21 protein-coding genes are annotated in these 22817 nt (G+C 62.4%); 6 read left to right on the forward strand and 15 right to left on the reverse strand.

Going from position 1 to position 22817, the window contains the following annotated elements:
• Positions 1–313 precede the first annotated feature (313 nt).
• Positions 314–1000 carry a DUF6308 family protein gene (locus QRN51_RS20255; RefSeq protein ID WP_284991629.1) on the forward strand — a complete coding sequence of 229 codons (687 nt, stop codon included), beginning with the start codon at positions 314–316 and terminating at the stop codon, positions 998–1000.
• Between the two features lie 35 nt (positions 1001–1035).
• Here the strand turns inward: QRN51_RS20255 and QRN51_RS20260 are convergent, their stop codons facing one another.
• On the reverse strand, positions 1036–1518 hold the full coding sequence (locus QRN51_RS20260; protein WP_284991630.1) for a hypothetical protein: 483 nt from the start codon (positions 1516–1518) through the stop codon (positions 1036–1038).
• A 48-nt stretch (positions 1519–1566) separates the two neighbouring features.
• Positions 1567–1977: a hypothetical protein gene (locus tag QRN51_RS20265; RefSeq protein ID WP_284991631.1), complete on the reverse strand. Its 411-nt coding sequence runs from the start codon at positions 1975–1977 to the stop codon at positions 1567–1569.
• Positions 1978–3327: 1350 nt separating this feature from the next.
• On the opposite strand from QRN51_RS20265, the gene QRN51_RS20270 reads away from it, so the two are divergent.
• Entirely contained in the window at positions 3328–4179 is an 852-nt protein-coding gene (locus QRN51_RS20270) for an HAD family hydrolase (RefSeq protein ID WP_284991632.1), read from the forward strand.
• Positions 4180–4221: 42 nt separating this feature from the next.
• On the opposite strand, the gene QRN51_RS20275 is transcribed toward QRN51_RS20270, so the two are convergent.
• From QRN51_RS20275 to QRN51_RS20335, 13 genes are read right to left on the reverse strand one after another with little or no spacing between them, the layout of a single operon-like run.
• Complete coding sequence (locus tag QRN51_RS20275; protein WP_284991633.1) at positions 4222–5151, reverse strand: MurR/RpiR family transcriptional regulator; 930 nt, start codon at positions 5149–5151, stop codon at positions 4222–4224.
• Positions 5152–5166: 15 nt separating this feature from the next.
• Positions 5167–6126, reverse strand: a complete 960-nt coding sequence (locus tag QRN51_RS20280) for a phosphoglycerate dehydrogenase (RefSeq protein ID WP_284991634.1) — start codon at positions 6124–6126, stop codon at positions 5167–5169.
• A 5-nt stretch (positions 6127–6131) separates the two neighbouring features.
• Positions 6132–6722 carry a glucose-6-phosphate isomerase gene (locus tag QRN51_RS20285; protein WP_284991635.1) on the reverse strand — a complete coding sequence of 197 codons (591 nt, stop codon included), beginning with the start codon at positions 6720–6722 and terminating at the stop codon, positions 6132–6134.
• Complete coding sequence (locus QRN51_RS20290; protein WP_284991636.1) at positions 6719–7681, reverse strand: shikimate dehydrogenase; 963 nt, start codon at positions 7679–7681, stop codon at positions 6719–6721. The genes QRN51_RS20285 and QRN51_RS20290 overlap by 4 nt, the downstream gene beginning before the upstream one ends.
• 9 nt (positions 7682–7690) lie before the next feature.
• A complete protein-coding gene (glpK, locus tag QRN51_RS20295) occupies positions 7691–9220 on the reverse strand; it encodes a glycerol kinase GlpK (RefSeq protein WP_284991637.1) in 1530 nt (509 codons plus the stop codon).
• A gap of 45 nt (positions 9221–9265) precedes the next feature.
• Complete coding sequence (locus QRN51_RS20300) at positions 9266–10315, reverse strand: zinc-dependent dehydrogenase (protein WP_284991638.1); 1050 nt, start codon at positions 10313–10315, stop codon at positions 9266–9268.
• On the reverse strand, positions 10312–11379 hold the full coding sequence (locus tag QRN51_RS20305) for a galactitol-1-phosphate 5-dehydrogenase (RefSeq protein WP_284991639.1): 1068 nt from the start codon (positions 11377–11379) through the stop codon (positions 10312–10314). Before QRN51_RS20305 ends, QRN51_RS20300 begins: the two co-directional genes overlap by 4 nt.
• 6 nt (positions 11380–11385) lie before the next feature.
• Positions 11386–12225, reverse strand: a complete 840-nt coding sequence (locus QRN51_RS20310) for an SDR family oxidoreductase (RefSeq protein WP_284991640.1) — start codon at positions 12223–12225, stop codon at positions 11386–11388.
• 53 nt (positions 12226–12278) lie between these two features.
• Positions 12279–12935, reverse strand: coding sequence for a bifunctional 4-hydroxy-2-oxoglutarate aldolase/2-dehydro-3-deoxy-phosphogluconate aldolase (gene eda / locus QRN51_RS20315; protein ID WP_284991641.1), 657 nt, complete (start codon positions 12933–12935; stop codon positions 12279–12281).
• 1 nt (position 12936) lies between these two features.
• Positions 12937–13839: an MBL fold metallo-hydrolase gene (locus QRN51_RS20320; protein ID WP_284991642.1), complete on the reverse strand. Its 903-nt coding sequence runs from the start codon at positions 13837–13839 to the stop codon at positions 12937–12939.
• Positions 13836–14663 carry an ATP-binding cassette domain-containing protein gene (locus tag QRN51_RS20325; RefSeq protein WP_284991643.1) on the reverse strand — a complete coding sequence of 276 codons (828 nt, stop codon included), beginning with the start codon at positions 14661–14663 and terminating at the stop codon, positions 13836–13838. The genes QRN51_RS20320 and QRN51_RS20325 overlap by 4 nt, the downstream gene beginning before the upstream one ends.
• Positions 14660–15739, reverse strand: coding sequence for an ABC transporter permease (locus QRN51_RS20330; protein WP_284991644.1), 1080 nt, complete (start codon positions 15737–15739; stop codon positions 14660–14662). The genes QRN51_RS20325 and QRN51_RS20330 overlap by 4 nt, the downstream gene beginning before the upstream one ends.
• A gap of 45 nt (positions 15740–15784) precedes the next feature.
• Complete coding sequence (locus QRN51_RS20335; RefSeq protein WP_284991645.1) at positions 15785–16840, reverse strand: substrate-binding domain-containing protein; 1056 nt, start codon at positions 16838–16840, stop codon at positions 15785–15787.
• 134 nt (positions 16841–16974) lie between these two features.
• Here QRN51_RS20335 and glmS point away from each other — a divergent pair, with 134 nt between their 5' ends.
• The 4 genes from glmS to QRN51_RS20355 all read left to right on the forward strand — a co-directional run bounded on the left by glmS (position 16975) and on the right by QRN51_RS20355 (position 22791).
• Positions 16975–18873, forward strand: coding sequence for a glutamine--fructose-6-phosphate transaminase (isomerizing) (gene glmS / locus QRN51_RS20340; protein ID WP_284991646.1), 1899 nt, complete (start codon positions 16975–16977; stop codon positions 18871–18873).
• A 171-nt stretch (positions 18874–19044) separates the two neighbouring features.
• Entirely contained in the window at positions 19045–20214 is a 1170-nt protein-coding gene (locus QRN51_RS20345) for a sugar ABC transporter substrate-binding protein (RefSeq protein WP_284991647.1), read from the forward strand.
• 1 nt (position 20215) lies between these two features.
• Positions 20216–21766, forward strand: coding sequence for a sugar ABC transporter ATP-binding protein (locus QRN51_RS20350; protein WP_284991648.1), 1551 nt, complete (start codon positions 20216–20218; stop codon positions 21764–21766).
• Positions 21763–22791 (forward strand): ABC transporter permease, encoded by a 1029-nt coding sequence (locus tag QRN51_RS20355; protein WP_284991649.1) that lies wholly within the window; start codon positions 21763–21765, stop codon positions 22789–22791. The genes QRN51_RS20350 and QRN51_RS20355 overlap by 4 nt, the downstream gene beginning before the upstream one ends.
• The last annotated feature ends 26 nt before the right edge of the window (positions 22792–22817 follow it).

Genomic DNA, 22817 nt, shown 5'->3' on the forward strand with positions numbered 1-22817 from the left:
TTCCACGAGCACCAGCTCGCTAGGTCAAGGAGTCAACAAAACCGGGGGCAGTCCCAAACAAGCCGACCCGAGGGTGGTTTCGGTCGGCAGGCGGCAGCTCAGGCCGACTCGAACCGCCCGAAGCGATGAACAGGGTCTTCGCAGGAGGTCATTTCGAGAGTCTCTTGGCATGAAACGGCCGCCCTGGGAATGCTTTCCGCAGCGGCCGCCGCCGATCGCCGGATCAGTCCTTTGCGGGTGCCGGCGGACGAACAGGCCGTCACCTCAGCGAACGTGCTCATGCCCTGATGTGTGCGGCTGTAGGCTCAGGCGCATGACGGAGACTCTTATCGTGGGCGGCCTGGATGTCAGCGTCCAGCACGCCAAAGAGCTCGCCTGGGAGTACATGAACCAGCCCGGCCAGTGGTCTTACCCTGCATACGACAGCTACCCGGGCAATGGCGACCGGAATTCCGTCGGTTCTCAGGATGCCTTGGCCGCCGGGCTCTTGAACGCCGGACAGGACCCGCTCAAGACCCGGTACACATTCCTGAAGATCCTGGAGCACATCGACCCGCTCCTGCGTAACAAACACTTGACCGGCACTTTGGATCAGGCCGGTCCGGAGACCCTGTCGGCCATCGCGGAGCTCTACGGTGTCCTGGACGGCCGGAAGACCCAGCAACTGCGCCTGGTGAAGCTTGCCAAGATCTTGCATCTGAAACGGCTGGGCCTGCTGCCGCTCTACGATGACAACATCTGGCGCTGCTACGGCAGGCTCGGGAAAAAGAGGATGGACAGCGTAAAGGGCCGGTCAAACACGGATTACATGACCGCTTGGCTGCCCCACATCCAGAAAGACCTCAAAGACGGTCTGCGGCGCTGGACGGACATCGCCGCACTCGCACCGGCCGGCGGTCCGGAAGTAACGCCTTTGCGGGCCCTGGACATGGTTGCCTGGCGGCTCGTCGAGGAGAAAGAACCCAGGAAACGTAAGCTGCTCCGCAGGAGACTGGCATAACTAAAGGGCACAGCAGCTCCGCTAGAAGCTGTCCGTCATTTCCAGCCGATGAGTTTGGCTTTGTGAGGTACCGCGCTGGCTGGAACCTTCTTCGGTGTTCCGCCTCCTGCGGACTCGACGGTGTACACCTCGACGTTGCTTGAGTCGGGGGCCGTCGCGAGGAATGCAACCTTGGCACCGTCAGGGCTCACGACCGTGTAGGAGGGGGTCCGGTCCGTCCGCGGGAGCAGGGCTATGCCCTCCGTGGGCGGGTCCATTAGGTCGGACTTGCTGCGAGGCTTCGCCTTGACCCGGTAGATCCCGCTTTGGCTGAAATCGACCGCTACATACTCACTGGAGCTGATCCAGTCCTGGACAACGTAGCCTCCGACGCCTGCACCGTTTTCCTGAAACGTACCGCCCCCGTATTGGACCCCTACGAAAGTCCCGTCCGGGTTGACGAAGTAGTTCACCCCCTCATCGGGGGTGAGGGTTTTCATAGCAGTTGCCGGTCCGGTGAATCCGTTTGGGACTTTCATGATTGTGGGCTGTTTCTTTGGCCCGCCGCCGGCCTCGCGGCGGGCGAATTAGAACGTCCCGTCGGTGCCGAACATCGGGGTATTATCAGCGGTGACAGTGGCGGAACCGGGGGCTCCGTTCGTTGCTGCACTGACGTCGGTGAACGTTCCCGTGGTGTCGAGCCAACCAACGTGCACGGCGGCATCGGAGGTCTTCTTCACAGCGACCACTCGGTGGAAGTCGGGGGAGAACATGGCTCGTTCCATCGGAGAGGATCCGTAGGTCAGCTCCACGATCTCCGGATCGATGGAGATGGACGTGTCGGGCGAGACGAACGTCGCGACGGTGCGGGCGGCTCCAGTGGTTGGGTCGATGGCGTCCACCTCTGCGTTTCCGCTCGAGTCAGTCCGGGCGAGTATGAGGCCCGAGGCCGGCTGGGCAGCCGCCGGCGACACTCTGTCGCTGCGGGCTTGCGACACAGCGCCTCCACTGCCGGCGGTGGCCGATGGCTCTGGGCCGGAGCATCCTGCCACTGACAGACACACCCCCACGCCTAAGGTGAGAAGCACGGCAGCCGACCTGCCAGAGAAGCCGCTGAAGCCCATTGACCGTCCCCCATGATCGAGCCGGTCGTTGACACCGGCCAGTTGCGGCCAAAGCATACCGTCAGAACCCACCGCAAGGGGCGCCACCGCCGACCAACCGTGTGGTTACGAAGCAGAGTTGTCGGGGCCGTTCCAGAGCCAGTTTCGCATCATCTCCAACGAGATCGCCATCGTGGTGGAAGACATGGACTGGCTCATGCTGTTCTGCAGCCAAGCCATGTTCAGTTCGGTGACCAGGCCATCCCTGTTGGCGTGGCCGCGAACGGCAAGCCTCGACAGGAGCCGTAGGCCATGTATTCAAGATGATGCTTCGCGGTCTGGGCACGTGTCGGCGGTGGTGACAACGGGGGAGCAACCGGTCGCTGCGAACAGCAGGCCCGCGTATGGGACGATCCCGTAACGGCTGGGACGGTGCTTCGGTTCGGGATTCCTGATTTTGCGGTCGGTGGGGGAGTTCGACGGCCAAAAACCCGGTGTGCACAATGTGCGCACCTTTGCCTTCGGATTGGGTCGTATATCGGCCGGACTGGCTCGGATTGGCTATGTTTTCGGGACTTACCGTTTTCGAGGGTCGGAATGCGGTTCGAGTTCCGCCTTGGGCATGTGTTTCCACAGGTCAGGGGGCCTTTGGCCCTCTGACTGTGCACAAATCAGCTTTTTGTAGGCCCTTGCGGGGCCCGTTTTTTGGTGGCCGTTGCTGTTGTGGGTGCCTCATTCCTTTGTAGCGAGGTTCTGCGGTCTTGCTTTCTTCATGGTGGGACCGGGTCGGGCCTACATGATTTGGTCGAGTTCGTGTAGCGGATCTGCCAGAAGTCCTCCGCATGCTATGCGAAGGCCGGGCCGTGGCGAATTACTGTAGTCTGCCGAGCAATGCGCAAGCCTGAAATCAGGGCCACGGTCTCGGGGGCACCGTCGATCCTCTGCTTAGGGCGATGCAATGCACGGATGAACCGCGGTCGCTGCCTGGAGATCACCATTATTGGGGGTGCCGCTTGAGACTATACGAAGACTGTGCCGTCCGCGGAAAGCCCGACGCCGGCCCGGCGTCCGGCCTTCTCTTAGGCGTTGTCGCATGCTGCAGGTCGCAGGTCTCAGCATCGACATGGGCGCAGGGTCATGGTGTCATTTCGGTGGCCGTGAGCCAGCGCGAACTTGCGAATTTCCGGTCAAGCCGCGGGTCATCGCGAGGTAACTCCTGACGTTGTCAATCTGGCTAGATCCAGTATGCAGGAACACCCGATATTTACACGAGCGTCTGTGTGCCTTTGGTATTATTTCCGGGTGCTAGATGACTCGTACGGCCAAAGTCCCGGGGGGCCGAGCGGGGCCCAGCAACATCTCTTGAATCCATGCGCAGTCACGTCGGATGTGGAGGCCGCTTTTGGCGATTGGCGCCCCCGAGCCGTTGTTTTTGATTGCGACGGCCTTTTGATGGATACCGAATCCCTCTGGATTCGGACACAGCGTCTTGTTTGTGAAAGATATGGCGTAGTGTTTGACGCCAATCTTCAGCGACGACTCGTTGGTCTTCCTGCAACTCACATCGGACCGCTCATTGCAGCACACGTGGGGGAGGACCCCGCGACGATCGTCGGTCAATTGCTCGAGGTCAACGGCGCGATGGTTGCCCAATCGGCTGAACCGATGCCCGGGGCGCAGACGTTCGTCGCAGCAGTCTCCTCGAGGGTGCCTGTGGCCGTGGCAAGCAACTCTGCCCGTCGCATCCTGGACCAGGCACTTCTGCGGGGCGGATTCGATGGAGGGTTCGCGGTCACGGTCTCCGCTGAGGAGGTCGCCAACCCAAAGCCGATGCCTGACGTGTATCTGGCGGCCGCTGCCGCTCTGGGTTTTGATCCTGAAGACTGCTTGGCTTTCGAGGACTCCGAGGCCGGTGCGGCCGCTGCGCGTTCCGCGGGCCTGAAAGTGATTGGCATTCCGGCTTCCACTGATCAGAGGCCGACCGCAGATCTCGTGCGGGCCTCACTGGATGCGTCCGATCTTCTGCGGTGGGTTAAGAGTTGGCCTTCAGATGGAACCTGGAGCCGGGGCAGGGACGCCGCAGCCGCTGGCCAGTGAGCGACAAGCCGTGCCGCGCACTCGTTGTGCGGCAACGTCGGTTCAGTTGCCTTGTCGCGGAGATTGCGGGAGACCGCTGCGTGATTGGCGGATCGCACCCTGATAGGTCTGTTTGAGGTGCTCAACTGTGGCGTCGTAGTGCCGGGTGGCGTAGGCCGCGTAGAGGATGTCGATGACCAGCAGTTGCCCCCATTTACTGGTCACCGACTCGCCGTAGAGCTCCCCGCCGCTGGGGACGGTGGCCGTATAGAGGACAACGTCCGAGTACTCAAGCATCGGGGAGCCTTCGGTGCCAGTAATGGCGATGGTTGCCGCTCCGCGTTGCTGGGCGAGGTGCATCGCTTCGATGATAGGTGTGCTCTGGCCCGAGTCACTGATGCCGATGAGCACGTCACCGGGCGCCAGAATCGAGGCCAGCATCACCTGGATGGTGGTGTCGCGGTAGAGCATGCACTTTTTCCCGGCGCGAGTGAAGCGCATGACGGCTTCCTCGGCTGCGATGCTGGAGGACCCCATGCAGCAGAAAACCAAGGTGGCAGAGGAATCGATCATGTCAACTGCACGCTCGATAGTCTCGACGTCCTGCCTGTTCCCGGTGCGCCGGAGCGACTGAATGCTGCTGCGTTCGACTTTGCCGACAATCTCGGCCGCTGAATCTCCCCGATTGACACCCTCGTAGACCACCTCGGAGGCAGCCTGCTGCGTGCCCGTGGCGGCCTTCGAAATGAAGGTCGCCTCGGCCAGGCCCAGCAACAACGACTTGTACCCGTCCACGCCGAGCTCCTTGACGAACCGGGAGACAGTGGACTCGCCGACCCCGGCAGCGAGTGCCAGTTCGGTTATGGTCATGGCCTGGGCCCGCTCCGGAGACTTCAGCACCGCTTCGGCCACAAGACGGAGCGAAGGCGGAAGGTAGGGGAGCCGCGCCGAGATCCGGTGCAGCAGTCCACCTTCGGTGAAGGTCTCCGTCATGTGGCAGTCTCCGGTCTAGTGCTGGTTCGCGAGGGCCTGAAGCAGGTTGTCCACAGCCGCCCAAGTGGCTCTGTCAACGCTTTCCCTAGTGTAGCCACCGATATGCGGTGTCGCGATGACGTTCGGATGCGAGACCAGGGGGCTGGGCTCTGGTGGTTCGGACCGGAAAACATCGGTGGCCAGGAAGCCGATCTGGCCTGAGTTCAGCGCCGCCAAGACCGCGTCGTCGTCGATGAGCGATGCCCTCGCCGTATTGATGATCGCAACCCCTTCCTGGAGGAGACCGATGGACTTCGGACCGATGACGGGCTCGTCCGCCGGAGGGACATGCAGCGAAATGACGTGGCTTGATGAAAGCACGGTCTCCAGCGACGCCCACGAGAAGTCCTCCGACGGATTAAATGACGCCATTGGATATTCATCAAACGCGAGGACTTTCATGCCCAGACCCAGCGCCATGCCTGCTACGCGGCGTCCGATCTGTCCGCAGCCAATCAGCCCGAGGACGCGCCCTGCGAGTTCACGGCCGGGACGGCGGTTCCACTGGCCTGCTTTGAGCTGGCCGTCGTGCCACGGGATGCTGCGGATGCTAGCCAGGATCAAAGCAATGGTCAGTTCCGCCACGCCTTGGGAATTGGCTCCGGGCGCCGTCAGGATGCTGATTCCAAGGCGTTTTGCAGCCTCAACGTCGATGGAGTCAACGCCCACTCCGTTGCGGGAGATGGCTTTGAGCTCCCGGAACTCGGCTAGAAGAGGGCCGCTGAGAATTTCCGTGCCGGCAATGTACCCAACACATCCTGGCAAGTCCTTACGGAGCTGGCGTTCGGTGGGGACAGCGCCCGGGGCGGGATAGACGACGTCGTATCCTGCCATTTCCAGCTGCCGCAGGGCGGGGTGCCCCCCGTCCGAAATGGAACGGGGGGTCACCGCGATACGGCCCTTGCGGCCGTTGGCACTGATGATCGGCGTAGACATGTTGGTTAGGCCTGCCATCGGGGGTTGTCGATGAATTCGGGCTTGCCGTCACGTTCGACGCAAAGCTTCCGGAACCCCTTGGTCTCGATGGTTCCGTAGTCGTGGCCGGCGTGTCCGGGGAAGGCGAAAAACGTTACCAGGGGCTCGGTGTCCGAAACATTGATGCTGCGGTGCGCGTAGCGGCGGGGCACGTAAACAGCCTGGCCCGGAGTGAATTCCGCGGCTTGCCAGTCACCTTCCGGGTTTTCCATGAGCATGTAGCCGCGGCCGCTCAGGCAGTAGTAGATTTCCGCCGTGTCCAGGACCTCATGGAAGTGGCCCTTGGTCATGTAGTACTCGTCGCCGACCTTGCCCGGGTAGGTGATGCTGGTGCCGTAGGCCACGTCGCCGTTGGTGGAGGGGACGCCCATATCGAAGAACTCATACACGAGCACGTCCTCCTCGGCGAGCTGTGCGGTGGCCGCTTCCTGGTCCGCATACATGTCTGCCATGGCCGAGAGGCGCCGCTGCAGGGGGGCCTTGGTGGTAGACAGGCCGGTGGTGACGTTGAAGTCGGTGACAACGGCCTGGACCGTGGTTGCGGGGGTGGTGTTCATGAGGGAATCTCCTTCTTGGTAACGTGCTGGGCGATTTCGGAGAGACGGTCGAAATCCGCCCCCCGGGTGGGGATATCGATTTTGAAGACGTCGGCGATCACGCGGGTCCATCCGTGGATGAAGTACACCCAGCCGTCCTCGACCCGGACGTGCAGCCCTGGCCGTTGAGCCCTGGCCTGGTCCAGGAAGACGAGGTCCCCGCGGTAATTGAAGTCCCAGGCAATTGCTTCCTCCGGGAAGGTGACGCCATCCGTCAGCGGCGAGCCCGGGCGGTCTTTGCCCAGTCCGGTTGCGTTGATGATGAGGGAGCCGGGCGACGCGTTGGAGACGACTTCGTCGTTGGTCGACTCATCCTTGGCCTGGACGTAGGTGATCGGCAGCGTGCTCCCAATCCCGGCATGCATCGCCCGCATTTCATCTAGCCGGAGCTTCCGGCGGTTTGTGACAATGATCTTCTTGGGTCCGGGCAGGCCGGCGGCAGCGCGCTGGTGCAGATACAGGGTCAGGGCAAGGGAGGAACCCCCGGCGCCGAGCAGAACCAGGTCTGCAGATGAGTTCTCCCAGTAGTTCTCGGGAAGGATGGCCTCCAAGGCGAGTCCGCTGGTAACGGCGTCCATGGCGTTGCCCCAGAGGCGCGTTGACCGTTTGCTGATGCTGCTGATCTCGTGCAGGATCTGCGCGTCCGCGCCAAACTCGTCGAAGAGGTCGCGGGCGGCGCTCACAATGTCCAGCTTGTGGGTGGTCACCAGAGCCCCGAGTGAAAGGGGATCGGATTTCAGAAATCCGACGACGTCGCGGTACGCCTGCGACGGGGCACCCGGGGGGAGGTCGATGCCCTTCAGGGTTGCGTCAAGGCCCAGTTCTTCGGCCCAGGCCGGGAAGACTTTCATAATGGAGGATTTGTTCGTCGTGACACCGACGAAGTACATCGTCGGTTCGACGGCGGGCAGTAGCGTCACGGGGCGCTCCTAGAGTGTGGTGGTCGGTGGGGTGGTGGTTTCGTGCTCTTCCCAGTCGCAGGCGCGGGCGACGGCCTTCTGCCAGCCGGCGTACAGGGCGGAGCGTTTCTCTTCGGACATGTCCGGGACAAAGGCACGGTCGAGCGCAAAGGTGTCACGCAGTTCGTCCTGGCTGGTCCAGAATCCGCAGGCCAAGCCTGCCAGGAGAGCGGCTCCGCGGGCCGTGGACTCCACTTGGCGGGGACGGAGGACCGGGACATTGACCATGTCGGCTTGGAATTGCATGAGGAAGTTGTTCCGCACGGCACCGCCGTCGACCCTGATTTCGGAGACGGGGAGGCCGGCATCGGCTTCCATGCAATTGATGACGTCCTTGATCTGGAAGGCGATGGATTCAAGCGTGGCGCGGATGATGTGGTTCCGGCTCGATCCCCGTGTGAGCCCGAGGATCGCGCCCCGCGCGTACGGATCCCAGTAAGGGGCTGCAAGACCCGTGAACGCTGGAACAACGTACACCCCGCCCGAATCCTCCACCCGCATCGCGGCGTATTCGCTGTCCGCCGAATCGTAGATGACCCGAAGCTCATCGCGCAGCCATTGGATTGACGCAGCGGCTACGAAGATCAGCCCTTCGAGCGCATATTCGACCCTGCCGCCGATGCCCCATGCGATGGTGGTCAGCATGCCGTTCGACGAGCTGACGGGCTTATCGCCGGTGTTCATGACCAGGCTCGCGCCCGTGCCGTAGGTGGCTTTGACCATGCCCCGGTCGAAGCATGCCTGACCGAACAACGCGGCCTGTTGGTCTCCGATGGCGGCTGCGACCGGAATGTGGGCACCGGCGAAGATCCCGTCGCAGGTATGTCCGTAGATCTCGCTGCTCGGACGGACCTCGGGAAGGATGAGGCGGGGCACGCCGATCTCGGTGAGCAGTTTGTCGTCCCAGTCCAACGTGTTGATGTTGAACAGCATGGTCCGGGCGGCGTTGGAATAGTCAGTGACGTGAGCCGCTCCGGCCGTCAGGTTCCAGATCAGCCAGCTGTCGATGGTGCCGAAACACAGTTCGCCGGCTTCTGCCCGGGCACGTGCCCCGGGTACGTTATCCAGGATCCATGCAATCTTGGTGCCGGAGAAGTACGCATCAACGACCAGACCTGTGGTGGAACGGACGTGTTCCTCCAAGCCCCTCTCCTTGAGACTGTCGCAGACCCCTGCCGTCCGCCGGTCCTGCCACACGATCGCGTTCATGACCGGCTTGCCGGTACTGCGGTCCCAGACGACAGTGGTTTCGCGCTGGTTGGTCACCCCAATGGCGCCGATGTCGTGCGGATCGATGTTGGCTCCGAGCAGCGCGCGGCGGGCGACAGCCAGCTGGGTGTTCCAAATTTCCATGGGATCGTGTTCCACCCACCCCGGCTTGGGGTATATCTGGGTGAACTCCTGACTGGCTTCGCCCACGATCTCAACGTTTGAGTTATAGATTATTGCCCGGATGCCGGTGGTCCCGGCATCCAGCGCCATGATGTACTTCGTTGTCATCGCCGGTCCATTTCTGTGCGCGTTGCGGGTTTGAGGCCCACCGCATCAATTCGATTCGAAAAGGATCATGGCCTTCATCCCCTGGCCCGATCCTGCATAGGCCATGGCCTTCTCGATGTCATCCAGTGTGAAGGTCTGGGTGACCAGTGGCGAGAGATTCAACCGGCCCTGTCCAACAAGCCGCAAAGACGCCGCATAGTCGGAGTTACTGGACCCCGTTGTACCGGTCAAGGTGAGGCCCTGGTAGTGGACGCGGTTGGTGTCCACAGGGACCCTCTGGACCTTGCCCAAACCGGCAAAGAAGTTGACCCGGCCATGCATTGCGAGCAGATCCACCGCCTCCGCTTGTACCTCCGGCTTCGACACGCACGTCAGGGCCACATCGACACCCTTGCCCGCTGTCTCCTCGGCGACTACTGCGGCCAGTTCGCGCTCGCCGAGGTTAACCAGGACGTCCGCCCCCACCGACCCTGCGAAGTCGAGCCTCGCCTGCCGGTTGTTGGACACGATGACCTTGGCGGCACCGTAGAGCTTGGACAGCATAACGTGGCACGCACCGATCGGACCGGCACCCATGATGAGCACTGTCGACTCCGGCCCGATGTCCAGTTTGCTGATCGCGTTGTAGCAGCAGGACAGGGGTTCCACCAAAGCTGCTTCGGCGTAGTCCACTCTGTCAGGCAGATGGAAGACGTTCCCGCGTTCGATGGCAAATCGGGGGATCAAGACGTATTCCTGGAATCCGCCATCCATGGTGATGCCAAACGCCTCGTACGAGGGGCACATGTTGTTGAGACCCACCAGGCAGCTTTGGCACCTTCCGCAACCGACGTTGGGTGTAACGCTGACCCGGTCACCCACGGCGTAGCCCGCCACTTCCGGCCCGGCCGACACGATGTCGCCGGCAAACTCGTGTCCGAGTACCCGCGGTGTACCTTCCGGAAGCTTGAAATGGCCGTTGGCTGCGATCCTGCGGTCCGTGCCGCAGATGGAAGCCGCCCGGACCTTGATGACGATGTCACCGGGTCCGGCGGTGGGGCGTGCAACTTCATCTACGGTGATGTTGCCTGCGGAGTGGAGCCTTGCAGCTTTCATTGGGTTCGTACCTCCGACTGGGCTTCTTCGGCGATGGCGAATAGCACTTTGTTGTACCAGATGGAGCGGTCGGTGAGCTGCCGGAACAGTCTGGGGGACTCTTCCAGCGGTCGAACGTGGCTGATGAGTTCCTCCACTTTCAGGTCCTTGCCGAGATGGGCGATGACCATATCCCATTCGCTGTGGCCTTTCGGCGTCACTTTGGCGTTCCAGGTTCCGTAAAGACGCAGTTCGCGGCGGAGCAGCGAAGACACTTCGCCCTTGGCCAGCTGCAGGTCACCACTCAGATCGCCGAGAAGCACCACCTGCCCCTGGACCGAGGCGGCTTCGATCGCTTGCACGAGGGCCTTCGGGCTTCCCGTGGCTTCTACCGTGATCTGCGGTCCCCAGCCGTCCGTGGCGGAACGGGCCAGGTCGGCAGTGTTTCCCGTTCTTGCGTCCAGGGTTTCGAAGCCAAGACTGGACATAACCTCCAGCTTCCGGTCATCGATGTCAGCGACGAGGACCCGCGAACAACCGAGAATCCGCAGCCACTGTGCTGCCAGCGCGCCAATCGGCCCGGCCCCGATCACCAGGGCGGTGGCATGGGTGGGGATGTCCAGCTTGAGCATGGCGTGCAGGGCAACGCCCGCGGGTTCCACCATGGCAGCATGCGTGAGCGGGGTGTCACTCGGAACCCGGAAGATGCTCTTTGCGGGAACCCACATCCGCTCCGACATTGCGCCATCGCGCCGGGAACCGAAATAGTCGTACCCGGTTCCGAGCGCGTACTCGCCGATTTCGGACATGGGGTCCCCGTGTCGGTGCAGGAGGGGAAAAACTGCGGCGCGGTCCCCGGGGTTCAGGCCGGAGCTCTCCGGAGCCTCTTCCACGATCGCCGAGAACTCGTGCCCAAGTACTAGTGGATAGTGGTAGGCCTTGCCGTGTCCGTAGCGGAGCACGTCAGAACCGCAGACCCCGACCGCGCCGACCCTCACCAGGACCGGATCGTCGCCGACCGGTTCAGGCTCCGGAATGTCCCCGTACTCCAGGTCATTGAGTCCGTTGAGAATGGCAGCTTTCATGACCGGCTAGACCTCCATGCCATAGCGGTGTGCCTTGTGGGTGGGGTAGAGGGCGATCTGCGGAATGGTGACATCCGGGGTGCGGGTAGCGACGTAAAGGGTGATCTCGGCGACGTTGTCCACCTCGATGCAGCTCGCGTGGATGCCTTCTTCGATTTCCTTCTTGTCCAGCCAGCCGTCGATGTAAGCCGGGACGTCGCCGTCGTAGAGGCCCTTGTCGATGATTTCGGTCATGGGGGTCTTGACGTGGGACGGGTTGATGACCGTGACGCCGATTTTCTTGTCTTTGCCTTCAAGCAGGATGTTCTTGCTGAAGCCCATGAGGCCGTGCTTGGAAGCGCGGTAGGGGCTGTGGCCGGGACCGGAGGCGACGCGCGCGGATGAAGATCCCATGTTGATGATGCGGCCGCCGTTCTCCTGCTTCTCCATGATGCGGAATGCTTCGCGGCACATCAGGAAGACTGCGGTCAGGTTCGGAGTCATGGTCTTGTTCCATTCGTCGAGGGTGACGTCGACAACCGGAGGCGCAAGGGAGTCGCGGCCGGCGCTGTTCACCAGCAAGTCAACGCTGCCCCAATTGGTCTTTGCCCAGGCAAAGAGGTCGATGACGGACTGTTCATCCGTGACGTCCGCCAGGATGGAGTGCACTTCGCCGCGGCCATAGCCGCGAATGCTGGCGGTGACCTTTTCCAGGCGTTCTTCGTCGATGTCTACCAGCAGGACGTTGCTTTCGTTGGCCGCAAAGATGCGTGCCACGGCCTCGCCGATGCCGGAAGCTGCGCCGCTGACGATTGCGACTTTGCCGCTCAGGGCCACGCCGTTCTGGGGGACGTATGTTTCGCTCATTGTGAGTTCTCCTCGTTGTGTTGGGTTCTGTGGTTGGTTGGGGTTCGTGGCCGTCACCGGGACGCCACGGAGGGGGTGGCCTGGGAGGCGAGTTGCACCGCCTGGCTGGCTTTGCTGCGGATGTCATCCCACTGCTGGCCCGCGATGTCGGAGCGGGTGGCGATCCAAGATCCGCCGCAGGCTGCCACGGTTGGTACCTGCAGCCAAGCGGCGACAGTATCTGCCGTGATTCCGCCGGTCGGCATGAAGGCCACATCCGGGTAGGGGGCGGCGAAGGCCTTCACCAGCGGAAGCCCGCCCACCGCCTCCGCCGGGAAGAGTTTCAGCAGTCGCAGGCCGAGGGCGCGGGCCGTTTCGATTTCGGTGGGTGAGGTGACGCCTGGGATGATCGGAATACCGGCGCGGCGGGCGCGCTCAACTACAGCGGCATTCAGGCCAGGTGACACCAGGAAGTGGGCGCCGGCGTCGACGGCTGCATCCACGTCCGCCTCGGAAAGGACCGTGCCGGCACCAACCATCAGTCCCGGTACTTCCCGCACCATGCGGGCGATAGCTTCGGCAGCGGCAGGCGTCCTGAAGGTGACTTCCGCGACCGGCAGGCCGGCTTCCGTCAGGGTCCGTCCGAGCGGGACGGCGTCGCCGGCGTCGGCGATTTCGATGACGGGAACAATCCGGACCCGCCGCAGGGCGTTCTCAAGGTCAAGGTTCATGTCAGCTCATTCCTTTCAGCTGTTCGGCCGGTTGTTGGGCGCGCTCGATGGCGTAGCATCGGCCCACCTCGGGGAGGGTCCATTGCAGCTCCCCGGCGAAATCGCCGAACTCGCGGACGGCGTCGCTGCGCTCCACCGTGTTGAAGTCGAACAGCCCGAAGTGGTGGCCGACGACGGCGGGAATCGCCGCTTCCTGGCAGAGGGTTGCCGCTTCGCGCACTGTGAAGTTGCCGGGAACGCCGTTCTGCAGGCGGCGACTGTCGCGCCCGTTGATGGGGAGGAAAGCCAGGTCCACGTTGTGGCTGCGGAGCAGTTCCGCCTGGCCGTCGTACGGCACGCAATCGCCCGAGTGGTAGATCCGCACTCCGGCGATCTCCAGGATGTAGCCGAGGAAGACGGAGTCGCCTTGCCCGTCGAATTCGAGTTCTTCGTGGGCTGCCGGGATCGCTGTGACCTTGATGCCGCTGCCGAGTTCGACGTGCTCTCCAGCGGTGACGGCCAGGAGGCAGTCTTCCGGGATGTGCCGGTCGAGGGCCACCTGTCGCCGCGCCCTAGGCGCCACGAACAACGGGTTGTTTTGATGCAATAGACCCTTAACGGTGTCCGGGTCCAGATGGTCGGTGTGGGCGTGGCTGTGGAGTACCGCGCTGACCCCTTGGAGCCGCGACGGGTCTACCGGTACCGGGTGCAGGCGGGTGTGGGGGAAGACGGTGCCCGCATACTTGGTGGCGAGGCTGTCGGAGAGATAAGGGTCCAGAAGTATTCTGCGCCCGCCATGTTCCAGAGCGAAGCCTGCCTGGCCAAGCCACCAGAACCTGAGGCCGCCGTCGGGGTCCGCCACTTGCGTGAAGTAGCCGACGTCGGGAGCGACGCCGTCCGCACGGACCGTCCAAGGCTGCCTCATCGGACGGCCAATCGCGCGGGCGGTGCTTCGGGATCGTGCTCGTCCTGCGGCGCCTGGGCGCCCGTCATAAGGGACACGGCATCGTTCATGGTGATGTCTGTCTTTTGTACGCATGCGATGCGTCGGCCAAGCCTTTGGACGTGGATCCGATCCGCTACTTCGAACACGTGCGGCATGTCGTGGCTGATGAGGATCACCGGGATGCCGCGGTCGCGGATTCCTGCAATCAGGTCCAGGACCTTGCCGGATTCCTTGACGCCCAAGGCTGCCGTGGGTTCATCCATGATGATTACCCGGCTGCCGAACGCCGCTGCACGGGCCACAGCTACGCCCTGGCGCTGACCGCCGGAAAGTGTTTCAACTGCCTGGCCGATGTTCTGGATGGTCAACAGTCCGAGATCGCCCATGATGCGGGCAGTCTCCTTGCGCATGGCCTTGTGGTCCAGCATCCGCAACCCCCAGCCGAGCGGCCCTGGCTTACGGATCTCGCGGCCCAGGAAGAGGTTCGCGGCGATATCGCGGGCCGGAGCCAGGGCGAGTTGCTGATAGACGGTCTCGATGCCGACGCTTCGGGCGTCCAGCGGAGAGCGGAACTTCTGGGTCACGCCATCCACCTGGATCTCGCCCTCGTCCGGAATGAGTGCCCCCGACAGTGCTTTGATCAAGGAGGACTTGCCGGCCCCGTTGTCCCCGATGACCGCCAGGACTTCGCCCGGGTAGAGCATCAGGTCAGCGCCGGCGAGTGCCGTGACGTGGCCGTAGCGCTTGACGAGGTTCCGTGCATGGAGAATGGGCTGAACGGTGGAAGTTGGGTTGGTGGTCATCCCGCGACCTTTCGAGTCCACTGGTCCAGTCCGACTGCGACGATGACCAGTACGCCTGTGGTGAATACCTGCCAGAGGACATCGACGCCGGCCAAGGTCAGGCCGTTGCTGAAGACCCCGATGATCAAAGCCCCCAAGAGGGTGCCCAAGACATTGCCGCGGCCGCCAAACAAGCTGGTGCCTCCGATGACCACTGCCGTAACGCTGGCCAGGTTGACTCCCTCGCCGGAGAACGGGCTGACCGATCCGACGCGGCCGATCAAGAGCCAGCCGGCAATCGCGCAGATGACACCGGCCACGATGTAGACGCTGAGCAGGACCCTGTTAGTGCGAATACCGCTGAGCCTTGCGCCTTCGGCGTTGTCACCCACTGCGTAGATGTGTTCGCCCCATGCAGTGCGCTTGAGGATGAAGGCGACCGCAACGAAGCTCAGCAGGACCAAGATGGACCCGTATGTGACGGGAGCGCCGAGGACGCGGAAGGTTTCACCGGGCCAGAGGAACAGATTCGGAAGGACGTTGGCCTTAATGGTTTGGCTGCCGGATGCCAGCAGATTCAAGGCCGTGAAGATGCTCAGTGTTCCCAGCGTCGAGATGAACGGCGGGACCCGGAAACGTGTCACCAGGATGCCATTGAGGAGACCGCAGGCGGCACCCGTTGCCAGCGCGACCAGCAGGGCCACGGCGGCCGGAAGCCCCGCTTCGGCGGCCAGCTTGCCGGAGATGACGGTGGTGAAAACCATCGCCGCGGCCACCGAGAGATCGATGCCGCTGGTCAGGATGATGAGTGTCTGTGCGATGCCCACCATGCCGATGATCTGCACCTGCTGGAGGATGAGGGAGATGTTGAGGGGATCCATGAACCGGGGACCCACCATGGCGGTGAAAACCACGCAGGCGAGGATCAGGACCGCCGCTGGTCCCAGGAGCGGGTGTGCGTGCATCTGGCGTTGGGCCCGGCCGAGGAAGGAGGCGGGAGGTTGATCGTCAAGGCGCTCGCCGACCTTGCGTTGGGCAGGTGCCTCGGAGGCTGTTGCCGCGGCAGGGGCCCCAGAGGTCGCGGATACTGACTTCATTGTTGTACCTTCGCTGTTCAATGAACTGTGTTCTGGGTGCCGGGTTTAGCCCCAGCAGTTGTCCAGGCCCCAGGTAGTGGCTTCAGATGTGACCCCCGGCGCCGGTTTGTCGGTGATCAGGGTGACGCCAGTGTTGGTGAAATCCAGTCCGGCCGTCGTCGTCGGCTTGGTCCCGTCCTTCAAGTAACCGCTGATGGCCTGGAGTGCGTCGCTGGCCATCTTGATCGGAAACTGCATCGAGGTGGCTCCGATGGCTCCGGCCTTGACGTCCTTAACTCCGGGGCAGCCGCCGTCGATGGAAACTACTGTCACCTTGCTCTCCAGGCCTGCGGCTTTGATGGATTCGAAGGCGCCGGCCGCTGCAGGCTCGTTGATGGTGTAGACGAGGTTGATGGAGCGGTCTCGCTGGAGGAGCTTCTCCATTGCTGTCCGCCCACCGGCTTCGTTGGCGTTGGTGACTTCGTGGCCGACGATCCGGGGATCGGATTCGTCACCGATTTTGGATTTGTCGGCAATGTCAATGCCGAACCCTTGAAGGAAACCCTGGTCTCTTTGGACGTCAACGGCGACCTGGGCGGGGCTCAGGTCGAGCATGGCGATGCGGGCCTGTTTGCCGCTGAACTGCGCGGCGGCCCACTTACCGATGAGGACCCCGGCCTGGAAATTGTCCGTGGCGTAGGTGGCATCCGCGGCGTTGGTCGGATTGGTTGGGGAATCGAGCACGGCGACGAAGACTCCTGCATCGCGTGCCTTCTTGATCGCGGGAAGGATGGCTTCGGAGTCGGACGGGGCGATCATGATTCCCTTGGCTCCCCGCGCGATCAGATTTTCAATGTCCTTGACCTGTGAGTCGTTATCACTTTGGCCTTGGCCGGAGAGCGTCTGCAGATCGAAGCCGAGCTCAGACGCCTTCTGCTGTGCTCCTTCGCGCATCTTCACGTAGTACGGGTTGTCGTCGGTTTTGGTAATGAGGCCGACCAGGGGCTTTGAGCTGCCCGACGATCCGGAGCAACCGGAGGCGCTAATAGCGAGGCCCGCTGCGAGAAGGATGGCCCCAGCGGTACGGATCTTCGTTCCACACCTTTGTGTACGGTTCAACATTTACAAAAGCCTTTCGTGCGTTCAGGAGCGTGGCTGCCTTGAACTTCGGGTGCTGTTGGACACTACGCTAGCAGGAAGTTTCAGTCATGCATACTAATTTGGCAAAAAATTCCCGACGAACTATTGTCTTTCCCATGTGTGGAATCGTGGGATATGCGGGCAGGGTCGGTTTGGTTGAGACGGGGACAGCCGGGCGGGCCGCGAGTGTGGTTCTTGAGGGGCTCCGACGCCTGGAATACAGGGGGTATGACTCTGCAGGCCTTGCGGTCATGGCCGGCAAGGAGGTTCACGTGCGCAAGAGGGCAGGGAAGCTTACGAACCTCACGGCTCTGGTTGAGGCGGACCCCTTGCCTGATGCGGTGGTGGGAATCGGGCACACGCGCTGGGCGACGCATGGGGCGCCGACAGACGCCAACGCCCATCCGCACTTAGCTGATAACGACCGGCTCGCTGTCATACATAACGGGATCATCGAAAACTACCGCTCACTACGGGACCGGCTAGTAGAACGAGGTCATGTTTTTCGCTCCGAGACCGACACCGAGGTTGCGGCAGTTCTTCTTGCAGATAACTACCGCCGCCTGGGCGGGGATCAGGCGGGTACTGGCGTTCTCGAGACTGCGGTGCGCCGGACGTGCGCGGACCTGGAGGGCTCGTTCACCCTCCTTGCGGTGCACGCCGAGCATCCTGGCCTCATCGTTGCGGCCCGCCGGGATTCCCCTCTCGTCGTGGGTCTTGGCGATGGGGAAAACTTCCTGGGTTCGGATGTCTCCGGATTCATCGACTTCACGCGTCGCGCCGTTGAACTAGGGCAGGACCAAGTTGTCAGCCTGACGGCGGAGGGTGTGACCATTACCGACTTCGGAGGTTTGTCGGCCGAGGGCAGGGAATTCACGGTCGACTGGGAAGCCGCCGCAGCCACCAAAGACGGCCACCCCTCGTTCATGACCAAGGAGATTCACGAGCAACCTGAAGCGGTACGCCGTACACTGCAGGGGCGGCTCGACGTTGATGGGTCGGTGACCTTGGGCGGCCTCGGAATCAGCGACGAAGTCCTCAAAGGGATCCAAAAGATCGTCATCGTGGCCTGCGGCACCGCGTCGTACGCGGGCCAAATTGCCAAATACGCCATTGAACGTTGGTGCCGCATTCCGGTTGAGGTCGATCTTGCCCACGAGTTCAGATACCGGAACCCTCTCGTTGACGTCCGAACGCTTGTGGTCGCAGTCTCGCAGTCGGGCGAGACAATGGATACGCTCATGGCCGTTCGTTACGCACGGGAACAGGGCGCTACCGTCCTGGCGATATGCAACACCGTCGGCGCGACGATTCCACGCGAATCCGACGGGGTGCTCTACACGCATGCGGGGCCCGAAGTGGCCGTAGCCTCGACAAAGGCCTTCCTTACCCAGGTGACCGCCGGGCTCCTGCTGGCTCTCCATCTTGCGCGGCTTCGGGGGACCGGCGACCCGATCGAGATCTCGACGGCAGCGGCGGAGCTGCTGGAAATGCCGGAAAAAATCCAGTGCATGCTGGCGACCAGCAAGGAGCGGATTGCGGCTCTCGCTGCGGCCATGGCCGATTCGACCGCAGTACTCTTCATCGGCAGGCATGTCGGGCACCCGGTTGCAATGGAAGGTGCCCTTAAGCTCAAGGAGCTGGCGTACATCCACGCCGAAGGATTTGCCGCGGGCGAGCTCAAGCATGGTGCAATCGCACTTATCCACGAGGGACTGGCCGTCTTCGTCGTGGTTCCCTCGCCGGCCGGAAGTCCGATCCTGCACGCCAAAATGATGTCCACGATCCAAGAGATCAAGGCGCGCGGGGGTCGCGTCATTGCCATCGCGGAAGAGGGCGATGACGTCACGGCGGGCTGGTCCGAAACCATGCTGACCATACCGTCGTCCATCCCTCTGCTCTCGCCCCTGCTGAGCACTGTCCAGCTGCAGCTCTTCGCGGCCAGCTTCGCTGCAGCCAAGGGCTTGGACGTTGACCGGCCGCGGAATCTGGCGAAGTCAGTGACCGTCGAATAATGCAATCCGCTCGCGATAGAAATTCCTACCAATAATCGCGTGAAGGTGGAAAGTTCCTGCTATGGTGTTCTTATTGCCAATGAGGGCAAGACCCATTGCACCTCCCAGCTTGGCCAGGCTCCCTGAAGTCCTGCCGGCAACCACTGCAATGTCATTCAGAGAGGCCCTAACATGTTTCAACGGAGAAACCACCAACGGGGGAGCGCGGCCGTAGCCCTGCTTGCCTGTCTCACGCTGCTGACCACGGCCTGCGGGTCCGCACAACAATCCAGCCAGACATCGCATACGGATTCCGCCGCCTCGGCAGCGTTCGCAGCCAAAGTCACTGCCGATGTTGCCGCGGCAACAGCCCCGCAGACGCCCACGACCAACCCTGTCCCCGCGAGCACTTCGCTCGCGAGCGGGGCGAAGAAGATCGTGATCATCCCCTGTTCCATGGCCGTGGAAGGATGTGCCCGGCCGGCCCGCTCAACGCAGGAAGCCGCGAAGCTCCTTGGCTGGGATGCGAGCATTGATGATCCCGCAAGTGATAGCACCAAGATCTCCGCGGCCATTCAGCGGGCGGTTTCCCGGAAAGTCGATGCCATCGCCCTGACGTCCATCGACGCGGCCGCGGTCCAGGGGGATATCAAGTCTGCCAGGGACGCCGGCATCGCGGTCACCTGCAACATGTGCGGCAACAAGGACGATCTCTACCAATCCCTGATTCCGGCCCTGGACGCCAACAACAAGGCAGGGTATCTGCTCGGCGAGTTCGCGTTCCTCGAAGCCCGCAAGCGCTTCAGCTCTGCACCCAAATTCATTGTCCTGACGGACCCGGAATTCGACACCGTCAAGGCGCGTGTGAGCGGACTCAAACAGTTCATCGATGACTGCAAGGCTGCAGGAGCGGGTTGCGAGCAGGTTGCGGAAAGTTCCTTCCTGGCAGGTGAAATCAGCACCGTGGCCCCCGGCCGGGTGGCGCAGTTGGCGCGCAGCAACCCCAATTACAACGTCTTGTTCGCAGGGTACGACGCGGCCATGCTGTTCTTCTCCCAGGGTCTGCAGCAGGCCGGTCTGGCTGATTCCAAGAAGGCTTTCGGGATATCCGTTGACGCGGACGTCGCCAACACGGAGATGATCCGCAAGGGCGGGTTCCAGGCGGCATCCATCGGATTTGCCTTTGGCCGTGCAGGCTACGGCCAGGTGGACAACCTGAACAGGATCTTCAGCGGCCAGAAGCCCCAGGACCAGGGCATCACCGGCAAACTCGTCACCGCAGAAAACGGCCCCGCCACCGGCGGCTGGGACGGAGACTTCGACGCAGTAGCCCTCTACAAGGGACTGTGGAAGGTCAGCTGACATGAAGACCGCCGATTCGCCCCGCACCGTCCTGACGGTGCGGGGCCTGTCAAAGACCTTCGTGGGTCAAAAGGCTCTCGACGCCGTGGACCTTGAACTCCGCGCGGGGGAAGTACACGCACTCCTTGGCCAAAACGGCTGCGGAAAGTCCACGCTCATTAAATGTCTTGCGGGTTTTCATCATCCGGACGACGGCGCGGAAATAACTCTGGACGGCACACCCATCACCCTGCCCTTCGAGCCCGCCCGGGCCGCAGCCATGGGGTTGGTGTTCGTCCACCAGGACCTGGGCCTCATTCCGAACCTGTCCATCACCGAGAACTTCGAAGCCTCAAAGCGATACAGCGTCGGCCTCTTCTCAAAGATCCGATGGTCCAAGATGAGGGCAAACACCATCGCGGAACTGGCACTCCTCGGCCACCCCGATCTTGACCCCGACACACCCGTCGGCCGGTTGCCGATAGCCCAGCAGACCATCGTTGCAATCGCGAGGGCGCTGAGCTCAGCCGGCGAAGGAGCAAAAATCCTTGTCCTGGACGAACCGACAGCAGCCTTGCCCGACTCGGAAGCTGCGCTGCTCTTCAAAGCAGTCCGCCGAGTCGTCGACAGGGGAGTGGCGGTCCTCTACGTCACCCACAAGCTCGAAGAGTTGGCCGCCTTTGCCGACAGGGCAACGATCCTGCGCGATGGCCGGAACGTCGAAACTGTCGAGATAGCCGACACCGACCGCGACAGGCTCGTCCGGCTGATCGTCGGACGGGACGTCGAGGCGGTCCCTCAGGCGCGCGGACCGGGCGCCACAGGACGAGAGCTTTTGGATGTCCGCGGAATCTCCGGAAAACGGCTCAGGGACGTCTCCTTCAAGATCGGGGCAGGGGAAATCATCGGGGTCGCAGGAATGCTGGGATCAGGCAGGAGCGAACTCGCCCGGATACTCTTCGGTGCGCAGGAACCCGTTAGCGGCACGATCAGCGTCAACGGGAAAGAATGCCGGTTCAGGACGCCCCGGGATGCCGTGGCGCGCAAGATCGCGCTCATCCCCGAAAACCGTCGCCGGGACGGCGGGGTGCTGGACATGAGCGTCGGACAGAACCTCACCATGACCTCAATCGGCCGGTTCTGGCGCGGCCTGAACCTGTCAAAGTCCTCGGAACGGACATGGGTATCGCAGAAGATCGGCGAATACGACGTCAGGCCGGCCTCGTCCGGAAGACTGTTCAAGGTGCTTTCCGGGGGAAACCAGCAGAAAGTCGTCATCGCCAAATGGCTGGAAACCGATCCGGACATTGTCATCTTTGACGAGCCTGTCCAAGGAGTCGATATCGGCGCGCGGGCGGAAATATTCGACCTCATCAACAAGGCGGCGGAGCGGGGAGCCGCGGTCGTTCTGATCTCCTCTGAGATCGAACAGATGATTGCCCTCAGCCATCGGATCCTCATTCTCCGGCACGGACGCATCGTTGCCGACGAATCAACCGCAGACCTGACCGCCGGCAAGGTCACCCAATCGATGTACTTCGACGGCGAAAGAACTAAGGAAACAACATCATGACTTCGACCCTAGACCCGACCCCACCGGCAGCCAGCCAGCCTGGGAAAGCCAGGAAGCGCTTGATGGACAGGCGACCCAACGAAGCCCTGCCGTTGTTCTTCGCCCGGGTCGCGCTGCCGCTGCTCCTGGTGCTGTTGATCGTCGTTTTCTCCGCTGCGCGCCCGGATACTTTTGCAACGGTCGATAATCTCAAAACAGTGCTGAACCTTCAGGCAGTCCTGACAATTCTGGCGATCGGACTGCTTCTGCCGCTCATTGTCGGTGAGCTGGATCTTTCCGTCGCGGCAAACCTGGGTCTCGGAGTAATTCTCGTGACGGGCCTGACTTCACAGCAGGGTATCCCGGCATTTCCTGCCATGATTATCTCGATAGCGGCCTGCACCGCCGTCGGAATCATCAACGGTCTGCTAGTCAGCAAAGTCGGGATCAACTCCTTCATCGTCACCATTGGCATGAGCACCATCCTCACAGGACTCATCGGCGCCTACACGCTCGGCAACGTCTTCTACGAGAACATACCCAAGGAGCTCACCGAACTGGGGCAAGGCAACCTCCTTGGCATTCCGCTTCCTGTGGTCGTCGCAGCCGCCATTGGACTAATCGTCTGGTACATCCTGTCCCAGACGCCCGCCGGACGTTTTCTATACGCCATCGGCGGGTCCCGTGATGCCGCACGGCTTTCGGGGATCGCAGTACCGCGTCTCACGATCGGCGCTTTTGCCGGCGCGGGCGCCCTGGCGGGCATTGCCGGCGTTATCCAGGCAGGAATCCTCGGAAGCGGCAGCCCGACGGTGGGGCCACCAATGCTGCTTCCGGCCTATGCCGCAGTCTTCCTGGGCGCCACCGCTTTCCTCCCAGGAACGTTTAACGTCTGGGGCACCATTGTTGCGGTCATCACCCTCCAGGTCGGGACCACTGGTCTGGCTCTCATCGGGGCACCCTTCTGGATTGAACCATTATTCACGGGCGCCGCCCTGATTGCCGCCGTCGCAGCAACCAGGTTCCTGCGCGGTGAGGCCACTTAACCCGGGCAACAAGACCCGAAGAACCA

Origin of the sequence: Arthrobacter sp. efr-133-TYG-120 (assembly GCF_030209785.1) — a bacterium.
Lineage (GTDB): Bacteria > Actinomycetota > Actinomycetes > Actinomycetales > Micrococcaceae > Arthrobacter.